The organism is Paraburkholderia sp. MM5384-R2 (genome assembly GCF_014201025.1).
GTDB classification, from domain to species: domain Bacteria; phylum Pseudomonadota; class Gammaproteobacteria; order Burkholderiales; family Burkholderiaceae; genus Paraburkholderia; species Paraburkholderia tuberum.
The window spans coordinates 60,191-73,221 of record NZ_JACHDI010000002.1 but is presented as its reverse complement, the minus strand read 5'-3'; the positions used below and the strand labels follow the sequence as shown (position 1 = coordinate 73,221).

Sequence of the window (13,031 nt, the reverse complement as noted above, 5' to 3'; positions counted from 1 at the left end):
CACGACGACAGGATGTTGACCATGATCGATTTCGAGCCGAAGTACATCACTTTCGACTGCTATGGCACGCTGACCAACTTCCAGATGGGCCAGACCGCGCGCGAGCTTTACGGCGACAAGCTGGACAAGGCGAAGATGGACGAGTTTGTCGAGTTCTTCCGTGGCTACCGCCTCGACGAAGTGCTGGGCGCATGGAAGCCCTATCGCGACGTGGTCGTGAACTCGGTGCGCCGCACCTGCGAACGCACCGGCGTGCCGTTCGACGAAGCGACCGCACTGAAGATCTACGAGGCCGTGCCGAGCTGGGGCCCGCACGCGGACGTGCCGGAAGGGCTGTCGCGACTGGCCTCGAAGTACAAGCTCGTGATTCTGTCGAATGCGTCGAACGACCAGATCCACAGCAACGTCGACAAGCTCGGCGCGCCGTTCCACAAGGTCTACACCGCCCAGCAGGCACAGGCGTACAAGCCGCTGCAGAAAGCCTTCGAGTACATGTTCTCGCAACTGGACTGCAATCCGGAAGACGTGCTGCATGTGTCGTCGAGCTTCCGCTATGACCTGATGACCGCGTACGACATGGGCATCAAACACAAGGCGTTCGTCAACCGTAGTCACGAGCCGCTGAACCCGTATTACGGCGTCAACGAAGTGTCGGGCATTCCGCAACTGGCATCGCTGCTCGGCCTCTGATTCGCACGTCCGGCCTTCTCACGACATCGCTTCCCGCGCGCCGCTGAAAGCGGGGCAACCAACCGACAGGAACGCATCACGATGAAGCTCGACTCCTACTGGCTCGACACTGCGCCACGCTTTACCAGCGGCGCCCAGGGTCCGCTACCGCAGCGGGTCGACGTTGCGGTGGTCGGCGGCGGCTTCACCGGGCTGTCGGCTGCGTTGGAGCTGGCCAAACGTGGCATGTCGGTGATCGTGTTCGAGGCGGGCCGACTCGCGGCGCAGGCATCGGGCCGTAACGGCGGCCACTGCAATACGGGCGTCGCGCAGGACTACGCGGCGTTGTCCGCGCGCATCGGCAGCGAACGCGCGTCGGAGTTCTACCGTGCGTATGCCGGCGCCGTCGAAACGGTGAAAACGCTCATCGGGGAGGAGCAGATCGATTGCGATCTGCGCCACTCCGGGAAGATCAAACTCGCTGCGAAACCGCAGCATTTCGCGTCGCTCGCGAAGTCGTACGAGGTGTTGCGGCGCGAAGTCGATTCCGATGTCGAACTCGTGCCGCCCGAGCAGATTCGCAACGAGATCGGGTCGGACAGCTTTTTCGGCGGCCTCGTGCAACGCAACGGCATGCAGATGCACATGGGCAAATTCGGCGTGGGTCTCGGCACGGCAGCGGCACGGCGTGGGGCGCAGATCTACGAGAACACGCCGGTGACGAACCTCAAGCCGCTCGGCGGCAACGCGTTCGACGTGCAGTGTCCGCTCGGGACGGTACGCGCCGAGCGCGTGCTGATTGCCACCGGTGCGTCGCAGGTCGGTCCGCTGCAATGGTTCCGGCGCCGCATCGCGCCCGTCGGCAGCTTCATCGTCGCAACCGAGCCGCTTGGCAAGACGCGCCTCGATGCGGTGTTGCCGACGCGCCGCTCGTATGTGACGACGCTGAACATCGGCAACTATTTTCGTGCGACGCCGGACGAGCGTCTGCTGTTCGGCGGCCGCGCGCGCTTCGCGATGTCGAATCCGCGTTCGGACGAGAAAAGCGGGCGGATTCTGCGTGATGGGCTCGCACGCTATTTCCCGCAACTGGCCGACGTGCGCATCGATTATTGCTGGGGCGGCCTCGTCGACATGACGGCCGACCGGCTGCCGCGCGCAGGCCAGCATGAAGGACTGTTCTATTCAATGGGCTACAGCGGCCACGGTGTGCAGATGTCCGTGCACATGGGCCGTCTGATGGCCGACGTGATGTTCGGCGCCGCCTCGCGCAATCCGTGGCGAACGCTCGAATGGCCCGCGATTCCAGGACATTTTGGACGCGCGTGGTTTCTGCCGCTCGTCGGCGCGTATTACAGGTTGCAGGATGTACTGCATTGAATGGATCGACTGATCGCTACCGTTAGATGGTCGGGCAGCGCGTAGATTGAAAATCACTATTCCCAGAGGAAATCCCCATGTTGCGTTTCATGTTCCAGCCTGCAGCCGCCGTCCGCTTCAACACCGTGCAGCGCTTTGCCGCCGGCGCGGGCCTCGCGATGACGATGATGTTCGGCGCCGCCCACGCTGCCGAAACGGCGACGCTCACCGCGGGCTCGCCGCCCTCGAGCGCGCCGACCACGTTCATGAACGTGAAGACACAGCAGATCGAAGGCATGATGCCGGATGTCGTCAAGGAGATCGGCAAGCGCGAAAACTTTAACGTGTCGTACGACGCGGTGCCGTTCTCGGCGCTGATCCAGTCGGTGGTATCGGGCAAGATCGACATCATCGTTGCCGGCATGACGCCGACGCCGAAGCGCGCCGAAGTGGTCGATTTCTCGCAGCCGGTGACGGCGTTTGGCGAAGGCATCATCGTGAAGGACACGAACAAGGCGGTCTATCACTCGGTGCAGGACCTGAAGGGCATGACGGTCGGGGCGCCGACCGGTACCGACTACGGCGATCAGTTGAAGAAGCTCGGCATCTTCACCGAGGTGAAGATGTACGACAGCCCCGCCGACATGACGCGCGATGTCGCGCTTGGCCGCATCGTCGCGGGCTTCAACGACTATCCGATCCTGAAGGCCCAGGAAGCAGCGGGCGCGATGGCGGGGACGCGGGTCGACGACGCGTATGTGCCGATGGAAAAGTTCGACATCGCGATCGCGGTGAAGAAGGGCAACAGCGCGCTGATGGCAAAGATCAACGACGCGCTGACGAAGATGAAGGCCGATGGCACGCTCGACGCGATCCTCAAAAAGTGGCACCTCGTGAGCTGATTGGCTTCGCGTGAAAAGAGCCGTGCCCGCGGCGACGCGGGACTCGTCCTGCCAGGTCCGTCGCGCTGCGGCGCGGCGGACTGAACGAATACGAAGAGCAATGGAAGGCACGACATGCACTGGCAAGATATAGCCGACTTTGTACCGATTTTGCTGCAAGGCGCGGTGATGAGCATCGTCATCACGCTGGGTTGTCTGGTGTTGAGCACCGTGCTCGGCCTGACCTGGGCATTGCTGAAGATGTCGCGCTATCCCCTCGTCGTACGCGGTGTGAGCACGATGATCAACGTCGTGCGCGGCCTGCCGATGATCGTGCTGCTGTTCTACATCTACTTCGTGCTGCCGGAAATCCACATCCAGGTGTCGGCGCTGCAGGCCAGCATCATTGGGCTTGGTTTCGGTTACTCGACTTACGTCGCGGAAATTTTCCGGGCGGGTATCGAGGCAGTCGATCCGGGCCAGTACGAAGCCGCGCAGTCGATCGGCATGGGCCGCGTGAAGACGATGATACGGGTGATCCTGCCGCAGGCGATCAAGGTCGCGCTGCCGCCGTACAGCAACACGCTCGTGATGATGCTGAAGGATTCATCGCTCGCGTCGACCATCACGGTCGCCGAAATGACGCGCGAAGGCCAACTGATCGCGTCGTCGACGTTTCAGAATCTGACGGTATATACGCTCGTCGCGCTCGGCTATCTCGCGATGAGCTTGCCGCTGATGAGCATGACCCGCACGCTTGAACGACGTTTCGGTCGGCACAGGGCGAGATAAGTGCGAAGTGAGGATGCGATGATCGAAATCACGAATGTGCACAAGAGTTTTGGCACCGTACCCGTTCTCAAGGGCATTTCGCTCAACGTCCGCCAGGGCGAAGTGGTCTGCCTGATCGGTGCGTCGGGCTCGGGAAAGTCAACCCTGCTGCGCTGCATTAACGCGCTGGAGTCATACGACGAAGGCGAAATTCGTCTGCTCGGCGAGCGCGTCGAACAGCGCGCGCGTAACATCAACCAGTTGCGCACCCAGGTCGGCATGGTGTTTCAGCGCTTCAACCTGTTCCCGCACCGTACGGCGCTCGAGAACGTGATGGAAGGGCCGGTGCACGTCAAGCGCCTCGCGCGCGCGGACGCGCAACGCGAAGCGTCTGAACTGCTCGACAAGGTGGGGCTCGGCCACAAGCTGCACGCCTATCCTCACCAGCTTTCGGGCGGGCAGCAGCAACGGGTGGCGATTGCGCGCTCGCTCGCGATGAAGCCGAAGGCGATCCTGTTCGACGAGCCGACCTCGGCGCTCGATCCAGAACTGGTCGGCGAAGTGCTCGGCGTGATGCGCACCCTTGCACGGGAAGGCATGACGATGCTGGTGGTCACCCACGAAATGGGCTTTGCGCGTGAGGTGGCAGACCGGGTGTGTTTTCTGCACGCGGGACTCATCATCGAGGAGGGCACGGCGCAGCAGGTGCTGGGCTCGCCGCGCGAGGCGCGCACCCGCGAGTTCCTGCGCCACGTGCTGACCAATCGCGGCGACGCTCACGTCGCGCCCGACGGTATGGCAGGAGCCGCGGCATGAACGGCAGATTCGTACGCGTAGGCGAGACGGTTCGCGCCAAAGTCGAACTGACGATCAACGGCGCGCCGGTCGAAGCGCTGGCCGGCGACACGCTGCTCACTGCGATGCTGTGCTCGGTGCGGCATGTGCGGCAGTCCGAGTTCGGCGCGGAACAACGCGCGGGCTTTTGCCTGATGGGCGCGTGTCAGGACTGCTGGGTATGGACCGCGGACGGCGAGCGGCTGCGCGCCTGCACCACGGTGGTCGAAGCAGGCATGCGCGTCGTCACGACGCAACCGGAGGCGCAATGGCCGAACCTCGCATCGTAATCGTCGGCGCCGGGCCTGCAGGGGTGCGCTGCGCGCAAACGCTGCTGGCGGCCGGCATCCGCCCGATCGTCGTCGACGAAGGCAGGCGCGATGGCGGCCAGATCTACCGGCGTCAGCCCGATGGCTTCACGCGGCCGTATTCGAAGCTGTACGGCACGGAAGCCGCGCGCGCGGAGAACCTCCATCGAACTTTCGAGCGACTGCGCCCGCAGATCGATTACCGTCCGCAGACGCTGGCGTGGAACGTCGGGCAAGGCAAGCTGCATATCGTGCATGAAGGACACGCGAGCGTGTTGCGCTACGACGCGCTGATCCTGTGCCCTGGCGCGACCGACCGGTTGATGCCGGTCAAAGGCTGGCAGTTCGCCGGTACCTACAGCCTCGGTGCTGCGCAGATCGCGTTGAAGTCGCAGGCCTGCGCGATTGGCCGTCAGGTCGTTTTCATGGGTACCGGCCCATTGCTGTATCTGGTCGCGAACCAGTATGTGCAGGCGGGCGCCAGGGTAGCGGCAGTACTCGACACGTCGAAGACCGGTGCGCGCTTGCGCGCGCTGCCGAAATTGCTGGCGCGCGTCGACGTATTGCGCAAGGGCCGCGCGCTCGTGAGCGCGTTGAAGCGCTCAGGCGTGCGGGTGGAAAACGGCATCGAGCCGCTCGAAATTCTCGGCACTCCGGACGACGGCGTGCTTGGCGTACGCTTTCGCGATGCGCGCGGCAACGTCGCGCAGGTCGAATGCGACGCGGTCGGTCTCGGCTATCACCTGCGGCCGGAAACCCAGCTTGCCGATCTCGCGCGCTGTGCGTTCCGTTTCGACGCGATCACGCGGCAATGGGTGCCGCAAATCGACGAACTCGGTCGCAGTAGCGAAAAGGGCGTCTATATCGCGGGCGATGGCGCGCGCGTGCTCGGCGCGGACGGCGCCGAGGTCGCCGGACGGCTCGCGGCCCACGCTGCGCTGAGCGATCTCGGGCGGCCCGTTGCGGCGACCACCCTCGACGCGTTGACGCGCGAACAGCGCAAAATGGATCGCTTCCGGCTGGGTCTGGCAGAGGCGTTTGCGTGGCCTGCCGCGCAGGCGGCGCGTCTGTCCGACGATACGATCGTTTGCCGGTGCGAAGGCATCACCGCGGGCGAACTGCGCCGCGTGGTGCGCGATGAAGGCGCGCAGGAAGCGAACCGTGCCAAGGCCTTTAGCCGTGTCGGTATGGGGCGCTGTCAGGGACGTTACTGCGGCCATGCGGGTGCGGAGGTGATCGCGGCGGCGGCGAACGTGCCGCTCGAGCAGGTTGGCAGACTTCGTGGACAGGCGCCGGTCAAGCCGCTGGCCATCGCAACCGTGGAGGATACCGAGTGAACCGTGCACAAGCCGATGTTCTGATCGTGGGCGGCGGGTTCATGGGTGCGTCCACCGCATTTTTTCTGAGGCAGCGGGGCCGCTCGGTGATCCTGCTCGAGCGCCAACTCGTCGGGCAGCAGGCGAGCGGCACCAACTTCGGTAACGTGCGCCGTCAAGGGCGCTTTCTGCCGCAGTTGCCGCTGGCGAACCGTTCGCGCGAAATCTGGGGGCGTCTGCCGGAATTGATCCAGCACGACGCCGAGTTTCTGATGTCGGGCCATGTCCGCGTCTGTTATCGCGAAGAGCAGGCCGACCAGTTCGAAACCTATGCGAAGGAGGCCGCGCACTACGGTCTCAAGCTCGACCTGTTGCGCGGCGACGCGCTGCGCGCGCGGTTTCCGTTTCTCGGTGCGGAGGTGCTGGCGGGCTCCTATTCGCAGATGGACGGGCACGCGAATCCGCGCCTCGCGGCGCCCGCGTTCGCCCGCGCCGCGGCTCGGCTCGGTGCGCAGATCGTCGAACACTGCGATGTCGTGACGGTGGAAAAAGAGGGCGCCGAGTTTCGCGCGACGAGCGCCGACGGCCGCACGTTTCATGCGCCCGTGCTGCTGATCACGGCGGGTGCGTGGGGCAACCTGCTGTCGGAGCAATTTGGCGAAGCGGTGCCGATCGCCGTCAACGGTCCACAGATGGCCGTTACCGAACCCGTGCCGTATGCGATCCAGCCGGTGGTCGGCGTGTCGTCGCCGGAGATCGAAGAGGTGGTGTATTTCCGCCAGGTCGCGCGCGGCAATATCGTGATCGGCGGCTGCGCGCGTGCGCCTGCGTATCTCGACGAGCGTCGCGCGAAGGTTCTCCCGTCAAGCACGTTGCTGCAGTTCAGACAACTGCAGCGGGTCGCGCCGATGCTGCGCAAGTTGAGCATCATCCGGGTGTGGAGCGGCGTGGAAGGCTATATGCCCGATGACAAGCCGATCATGGGTGCAAGCGGGACGACCGGCGGCCTGTTCTATGCGTTCGGTTTTTGCGGCCACGGTTTTCAGCTTGGTCCGGGCGTAGGCGACACGATGGCCGAACTGATCGACACCGGCGCCACCAGCACGCCGCTCGAGCCGTTCGACATCCGCCGCTTCGCGGCCAGTCGGGAGACGGCACCGACAGTGCCGCCCACGTCGCGCGTTGCGTGAGCGGAGCGTCGATGCTGAGCCTGAGCCCAACTTCGTCATCATCCGCGCCTGAGCTTGTGGGCGCGAGCCGTCATCCGACGCGCGCGCCGAATCGCGTGAGCCGCGCCGTGCAGCGTGCGCTCGACTTCATCGATGCCTGTTTCGCCGAGCCAATCAGCCTGTCCGAACTGGCGGCCGTCGCGCAGTTGAGCATTTCGAGGTTTGCGGTGCGCTTCAGCGCGGAGATTGGCGTGTCGCCGCAGCAATATGTGCGGCTAGTGCGCGTACGGCATGCGCAGTGCCTGTTGCGACGAGGCTTGCCGCCGTCGATCGTCGCGACCGAGGTGGGCTTCTTCGATCAAAGCCATCTATGCCGGCACTTCAAACGTGTGCTTGGCAGAACGCCGGGGGAATGGCTGAGCTCGAATGGTTGACTGCAAGTCGACAGGCCACCGGCGTCGCGCCGGTGGCCTCGAACGCATTCGACCCGATCGGGCCGGCGCGCGCAGCCGAAACCATCACCGCTTCATTGATGCTGCTGCGAGAAGAGCGTTTCCAGCGGGTATTCCGATTTCACGAATGGCGTCTTGATGATGACGTAGCTGAAATACTTCTCGATGCCGATATCGCGCTCCAGCAGCCCTTCGATCACGCTCTGATAATGATTGACGCTGCGCGTGACGAACTTCAGCAGGTAATCGTAGCCGCCGCTCGCCAGATGGCATTCAATGATCTCGTCCACAGGACGGATCGCCGCCTCGAACTTGGCGAAGTCTTCGCGACGATGGTCGGCGAGCGTGACCTCGGTGAACACGATCTGCACGTCACCGAGTTTCTGCAGTTGGATATGTGCGCCGTAGCCGACGATATAGCCGGCCTTTTCAAGCCTTTTTACGCGAATCAGACAGGGGCTCGGCGAGAGCCCCACGGCGTCCGCAAGCTCGACGTTCGTGATACGGCCTTTCTTCTGGAGTTGCGAAAGAATACGCAGGTCGATCCGGTCCAGCTTCGTTTCGCCGCTTGTCGTCATGTATCGGTCTGCCCGTCGAAGGTTCTGCTTTTCGCTTCGTTGCGCTTCGCCTTGGTCAAGCAACGCGCAGGCCGATGTTATCACGCGCTCAGGCGGCCGCGCGGCTCGCGCCGCGCAATGCGGCACGCACCTCCGCCTGCTCGAGCACGTCGTCGAGCGTGCGCCGCAGACGGCCGAACAGTTGTTCGAACTCGGCCTCGCCGAAGCACAGCGCGGGCGCGAAACCGAGAATGCCGTCGCCGAATGCGCGGAACACGAGGCGGTTGCGGTAGGCTGCGGCCGTGATCCGGTCCGGCAGCTTCAGCGACGGATCGAAGCGTGCCCGCGAGTTCTTGTCCGCGACCAGTTCCAGCGCGCCGAGCAGCCCGCGATGACGCGAGTCGCCCACCAGCGGATGAGCGAGCAGCGCGTCGAGCCCGGCGGCAAAGCGCGGTGCCTGCGCGATGCCGTTCGCGAGCAGACCGCCCTCCTGATAGAGACGCAGTACTTCGAGCCCGATGGCGGCGCTTACCGGATGCGCGGAGTAGGTCTGACCGTGACCGACGACCGCGGTATCGCGCGCATCGCCTGCAATGCCCTGGTAGATTTCGTCGGACATCAGCACCGCGCCCATCGGCGCATAACCGGAGGTCAGCCCCTTCGCCACCGTCATCAGATCCGGCTCGACCTGTTCGGCCTCGCACGCGAAGAGCGGGCCGCTACGACCGAAGCCCGTGATGACCTCGTCGGCGACGAACAGGTGCGGTGGAACGCGGGCAGCGCAGTGAGCCCCGCGCCGACCGACGACGAGCCGTGATAGCCACGTTCGAGCGCGAGCATCTGCTTTTTCGCCGGGCGCCCCGTTGCATTTAAGTAATGCGTGATGAAGCGTATCGCGGAGTCGATCGCATCGGAGCCGCCGAGCGTGAAATAGACGTGCTGCAGCGAAGCGGGCGCAAGCGACACCAGTTTTTCGGCCAGTTCGATCGCGGGTTCCGACGAGAAGTGGAAGTAGGTGGTCGCGTAGGGCAGCTTGGTCATCTGGCGCGTCGCCGCTTCGACGATGCTCTGCTGGCCGTAACCCACGTTCACGCACCACAGGCCCGCAAATGCGTCGAGCAGTTCGTTGCCGTCGATATCGCCCAGTTGATCGGCCGGCGCGTCGCCATCACTGCGCTGACGCTGCTGATTGTCTCGATCATCATCTTCGTGATCACCAACCTGTTGCCGGGCGATGCCGCGCAGGCCGCACTCGGCCAGTCGGCGACGCCGGATACGGTCGCGGCGCTGCGACTGCAGTTCGGCCTCGACCAGCCGGCATACCTGGGGTACTTCCATTGGCTCGTCGGTCTGCTGCACGCGAACTTTGGCGTGTCGCTGTCGAGCTGTCTGCCGGTGTCCGAGATGATCGAAGGGCGCCTGCCGAAGTCGCTGACCCTCGCGGCGATCACCACCGGGGTGTCGGTGCCGATCGCGGTGTCGGCGGGCGTTCTCGCGGCAGTCAAGCGCGACTCGCTGATCGATCGGATCGTGAGCCTCGGTACGCTGTCGCTGGTCGCCACGCCGAGTTCCTGATCGCGACGCTGGCGGTGCTGGTGCTGGCCGTCAAGCTGCACTGGCTGTCAGCGCTGTCGTACAGCGGTGAGCTCGAGAGCCTGCACGACTTTCTGCGCGCGTATGCGATGCCGGTCGTCACGCTGTGCGCGGTCGTGATCGCGCAGATGGCCCGCATGACACGCGCCGCGGTGATCGAGCAACTCAGTTCTTCGTATGTGGAAATGGCGATGCTCAAGGGCGCGAGCCCCGCCCGCGTCGTACTGCGCCACGCACTGCCGAATGCGATCGGCCCGATCGCCAATGCAATCGCGCTGAGCCTGTCTTATCTGCTTGGCGGCGTGATCGTCGTCGAGAACATCTTCAACTACCCGGGCCTCGCCAGCCTGATGGTCGACGCGGTCAGCAACCGCGACTTCCCGCTCGTACAGGCCTGCACGCTGCTGCTCTGCCTCGGCTATCTGCAGGCGATAGGACCGTGGCGATGTCGCGCGCGATCAGGCGGGCCGTGGCTTTTATCGAGAGCTCATTCGCGCAGCCCGTCAGCCTCGCGACGCTTGCCGCCACCGCCGGGTTGAGTGTTTCGCGCTTCGCCACGCTATTTCGCAAAGAGGTCGGTATTTCGCCTCATCGCTATGTGTGTCTGGTGCGAATACAGCACGCTAAACGGCTATTGCGCGACGGCGTGCCGCCCTGTGAGGTCGCTGCCGAAGTCGGATTTTTCGATCAAAGTCACCTTGGCCGACATTTCCGGCGCGCGGTCGGCGTGACGCCGGGGCATTTCGTCGCTTCGCCCGAGGCCAGGCTTAGCTAGACCGGCTCTCGTTGGGCGTGCCGCGCGATGCGCGTTGCGCGACCATCGCCGGCCCATGGCCAGTAACGCATCAACCGATATGCGCGAGCACGATCAACGTCAGCGTGACGACGATAGCACCGCCGATGCGCGTGGCGATCTGCGCGAAGGGCATCAGTTGCATCCGGTTCGCCGCGGTCAGGATCGCGACGTCGCCTGTGCCGCCCTGGCCGCTATGGCATGCATTAACGATCGCCGTGTCGATCGGGTAGAGCTTGAGCCGGTGCGCAACCAGAAAGCCGGTGCCTATTAGTGTCGTCACGGTCGCGACGATCGTCACGATATTGGCCAACGTGAACGCAGCGATCAACTTGTCCCATGGCGTCATGGCGACGCCGATCGCGAACAGCAGCGGATACGTCACCGCGGTCGAAAAGAACTTGTAGACGACGAATGCGCCCTCCTGCAACGGCGGCGAGACTGCGCGCGCCAGCTTGACCAACACCGCGAGGAACAGCATGGCAACCGGCGCGGGCAGACCGAACAGGTTGCGGCACATCAAGCCGAGCAGGTACAGCGTGATCGCCGTGATGCCGGCCGCCGCGATATGCGTCACGTCGATATGACCGCGAATCTCCTGCTGGACAGGATCCATTTCGTCTGTCTCGCCAGGTTGCAGGCGCCCCTCGCCGGTGAGATGGGGAAAGCGCTTGCCGAGCATGTCTAGCGCGCCGGAGAGCACGATGGCAGTGAGGCTGCCGAGCATCACCGGCGGCAAGACTTGTGCAAACAGCTCGCCCTGCGGCAGATGCATGATTTCGGAATAGCCCACCGACAGCGGAATGGCACCTTCACCAACACCCCCCGCCATGATCGGCACGACGATATACAGCAGCGTATGACGCACGCCGAGTCCGAATGCCGAGCCGACCGCGATTCCGACGATGCATGCGGCCAGCGAACCCAGCGCGAGCGGCACGAAGATCTTGAGAAAGCCCTTGATCAGCACGCGCCGGTCCATGCTGAGAATGCTGCCGACGATGATCGACGCGATGAACAGATAGAGGAAATTGCTCTGCTTCGTGAACTCGGTCGTGAGGCCGAGGATTGGCTTGGGCAACAGGTGATAGTAAGTCAGTGCGGAAGGTACGAACGTCGCGCAGATCGCGGCCGCGCCGATATTGCGCAGAAGCGGCAGGCGCTTGCCCAGCTCCGCGCAGGTGAAGCCGAAGAACGCCAGCACGGCGATCGCCATCGAAATCTCGCCCGGCATCTTGCCCGTCACCGCGAACCCGGTGATTAGCGCGAGCAGAATGAAATAAACCGGCAGCGGGATGATGCCGATTCTGTATTCCATCAGCTTCCACCAGCCTTCCGGCCAGAATCGGCTGGCGTTGTCGGACCGCTGCGCGGACGCCGCCGGTGAATGCTCCGGCGTAGGTGTGGTGATGGACACAGCGTGTCTCCTTGAGTTAGCGCGCCGGGAATGTCTTCCGGCCTCGCGTTTCGATACAGTTGAAGTGATATCCGATCGATGAACGGCAGCGGGATGGCCAATTGCACGAGGAACAAAGGCGCCCGCGAGTTCACCCAGGCACTACGCCGTGCCGGATCGGATAACGGATCAACTCGGAATGGTTGGCGATGCAGAACTTCTGCATCATCCGCGACTTGTGTGGGCTGATAGCCTTTGCGCTGAAAAGACCGCCGAAGCTTCGCCGGGGGCGGTTGCGGCATCGACGCTGAGCCACACCTGTCCGTCGCACCGCGCGCAAATGGCCAGCTTTCTCGCATGTGACGCGTCCGGACGAACTACGCGCCCGCGGTATCCGCATGCTGCGCACGCGTAGGTGTAACGCACTTTAGTGAGTGTCTCCATCAGCCTTCTCCTGGCGGTCGCATCAGCCGCTCGACTCTGTAGCAACGGTAGCGGCAGTTGGAACCGGCGACACATCCATCCGGTCCTTTGCGTTGCTTCCGGATGTCTGCCGCTCAGGTTGCGGATCTCGTCCAGGGTTATCGTCCAGCGCGCGGCAGATATCGACCATCAGATCGTTGTCGCTGGCGAAGCGCATCACAAAATCAAATCCGTCCGGACAGATACGTCGCAATTCGTTCGAGACACGTAGGCATTTGATGTCCTGCTCCACAACCGGCATCGCAAGCCGTGTGCTGGCTATCGGGTTGCCGGGGCAGCGTTCCCCTACGAACAGTGCAACAACTCCGGTCAGGCGCTCGGCCCAGTCGCCTGGCCGGAAGAGCTTGCACTGCGACGTCACGCCGCGGATCAGGTAGTGCTCAATGCCATCGTTAGTCATGTTGCGGCTGTCGCGGCATGCGCGTCGTCAGGTAGCAGGTGTACGCATTG

At 63.8% G+C, this 13,031-nt stretch carries 13 protein-coding genes and 2 pseudogenes; 11 read left to right on the top strand and 4 right to left on the bottom strand.

Annotation, left to right across the window (positions count from 1 at the left end):
- Window positions 1-21: 21 nt before the first annotated feature.
- From HDG37_RS04270 to HDG37_RS04230, 9 genes are all read left to right on the top strand, one after another.
- On the top strand, window positions 22-690 hold the full coding sequence (locus tag HDG37_RS04270) for a haloacid dehalogenase type II (RefSeq protein ID WP_184044635.1): 669 nt from the start codon (window positions 22-24) through the stop codon (window positions 688-690).
- 81 nt (window positions 691-771) lie between these two features.
- Complete coding sequence (locus tag HDG37_RS04265; protein ID WP_184044632.1) at window positions 772-2,049, top strand: FAD-binding oxidoreductase; 1,278 nt, start codon at window positions 772-774, stop codon at window positions 2,047-2,049.
- Between the two features lie 77 nt (window positions 2,050-2,126).
- Window positions 2,127-2,930, top strand: a complete 804-nt coding sequence (locus HDG37_RS04260; RefSeq protein WP_184044629.1) for an ABC transporter substrate-binding protein — start codon at window positions 2,127-2,129, stop codon at window positions 2,928-2,930.
- A gap of 114 nt (window positions 2,931-3,044) precedes the next feature.
- The gene (locus tag HDG37_RS04255) at window positions 3,045-3,701 is read left to right on the top strand and encodes an amino acid ABC transporter permease (RefSeq protein WP_018422365.1); all 657 of its coding nucleotides are present in this window, start codon (window positions 3,045-3,047) and stop codon (window positions 3,699-3,701) included.
- Between the two features lie 18 nt (window positions 3,702-3,719).
- A complete protein-coding gene (locus HDG37_RS04250; protein ID WP_184044626.1) occupies window positions 3,720-4,496 on the top strand; it encodes an amino acid ABC transporter ATP-binding protein in 777 nt (258 codons plus the stop codon).
- Entirely contained in the window at window positions 4,493-4,804 is a 312-nt protein-coding gene (locus tag HDG37_RS04245; protein ID WP_184044624.1) for a (2Fe-2S)-binding protein, read from the top strand. Before HDG37_RS04250 ends, HDG37_RS04245 begins: the two co-directional genes overlap by 4 nt.
- Entirely contained in the window at window positions 4,783-6,159 is a 1,377-nt protein-coding gene (locus HDG37_RS04240) for an NAD(P)/FAD-dependent oxidoreductase (protein ID WP_184044621.1), read from the top strand. Before HDG37_RS04245 ends, HDG37_RS04240 begins: the two co-directional genes overlap by 22 nt.
- Window positions 6,156-7,328: an FAD-binding oxidoreductase gene (locus HDG37_RS04235; RefSeq protein ID WP_184044618.1), complete on the top strand. Its 1,173-nt coding sequence runs from the start codon at window positions 6,156-6,158 to the stop codon at window positions 7,326-7,328. Before HDG37_RS04240 ends, HDG37_RS04235 begins: the two co-directional genes overlap by 4 nt.
- Before the next feature lie 11 nt (window positions 7,329-7,339).
- A complete protein-coding gene (locus HDG37_RS04230) occupies window positions 7,340-7,741 on the top strand; it encodes a helix-turn-helix domain-containing protein (RefSeq protein ID WP_184044616.1) in 402 nt (133 codons plus the stop codon).
- A 92-nt stretch (window positions 7,742-7,833) separates the two neighbouring features.
- Here HDG37_RS04230 and HDG37_RS04225 read toward each other — a convergent pair whose 3' ends face one another.
- Both HDG37_RS04225 and HDG37_RS04220 read right to left on the bottom strand, forming a co-directional pair.
- Complete coding sequence (locus tag HDG37_RS04225; protein WP_184044614.1) at window positions 7,834-8,337, bottom strand: Lrp/AsnC family transcriptional regulator; 504 nt, start codon at window positions 8,335-8,337, stop codon at window positions 7,834-7,836.
- A gap of 88 nt (window positions 8,338-8,425) precedes the next feature.
- Window positions 8,426-9,462, bottom strand: a pseudogene (locus HDG37_RS04220) (aminotransferase class III-fold pyridoxal phosphate-dependent enzyme); the annotation flags it as partial.
- Here HDG37_RS04220 and HDG37_RS04215 point away from each other — a divergent pair.
- Window positions 9,454-10,448: pseudogene (locus HDG37_RS04215) on the top strand (ABC transporter permease). The pseudogenes HDG37_RS04220 and HDG37_RS04215 overlap by 9 nt on opposite strands.
- Entirely contained in the window at window positions 10,355-10,684 is a 330-nt protein-coding gene (locus tag HDG37_RS04210; RefSeq protein WP_184044612.1) for a helix-turn-helix domain-containing protein, read from the top strand. Before HDG37_RS04215 ends, HDG37_RS04210 begins: the two are co-directional and overlap by 94 nt.
- A 70-nt stretch (window positions 10,685-10,754) precedes the next feature.
- Here HDG37_RS04210 and HDG37_RS04205 read toward each other — a convergent pair whose 3' ends face one another.
- Together HDG37_RS04205 and HDG37_RS04200 are read right to left on the bottom strand one after the other, a co-directional pair.
- Window positions 10,755-12,113, bottom strand: a complete 1,359-nt coding sequence (locus tag HDG37_RS04205; RefSeq protein ID WP_184045256.1) for a 2-hydroxycarboxylate transporter family protein — start codon at window positions 12,111-12,113, stop codon at window positions 10,755-10,757.
- A 451-nt stretch (window positions 12,114-12,564) separates the two neighbouring features.
- Complete coding sequence (locus tag HDG37_RS04200) at window positions 12,565-12,981, bottom strand: DUF3579 domain-containing protein (protein WP_184044610.1); 417 nt, start codon at window positions 12,979-12,981, stop codon at window positions 12,565-12,567.
- Between the last annotated feature and the right edge of the window lie 50 nt (window positions 12,982-13,031).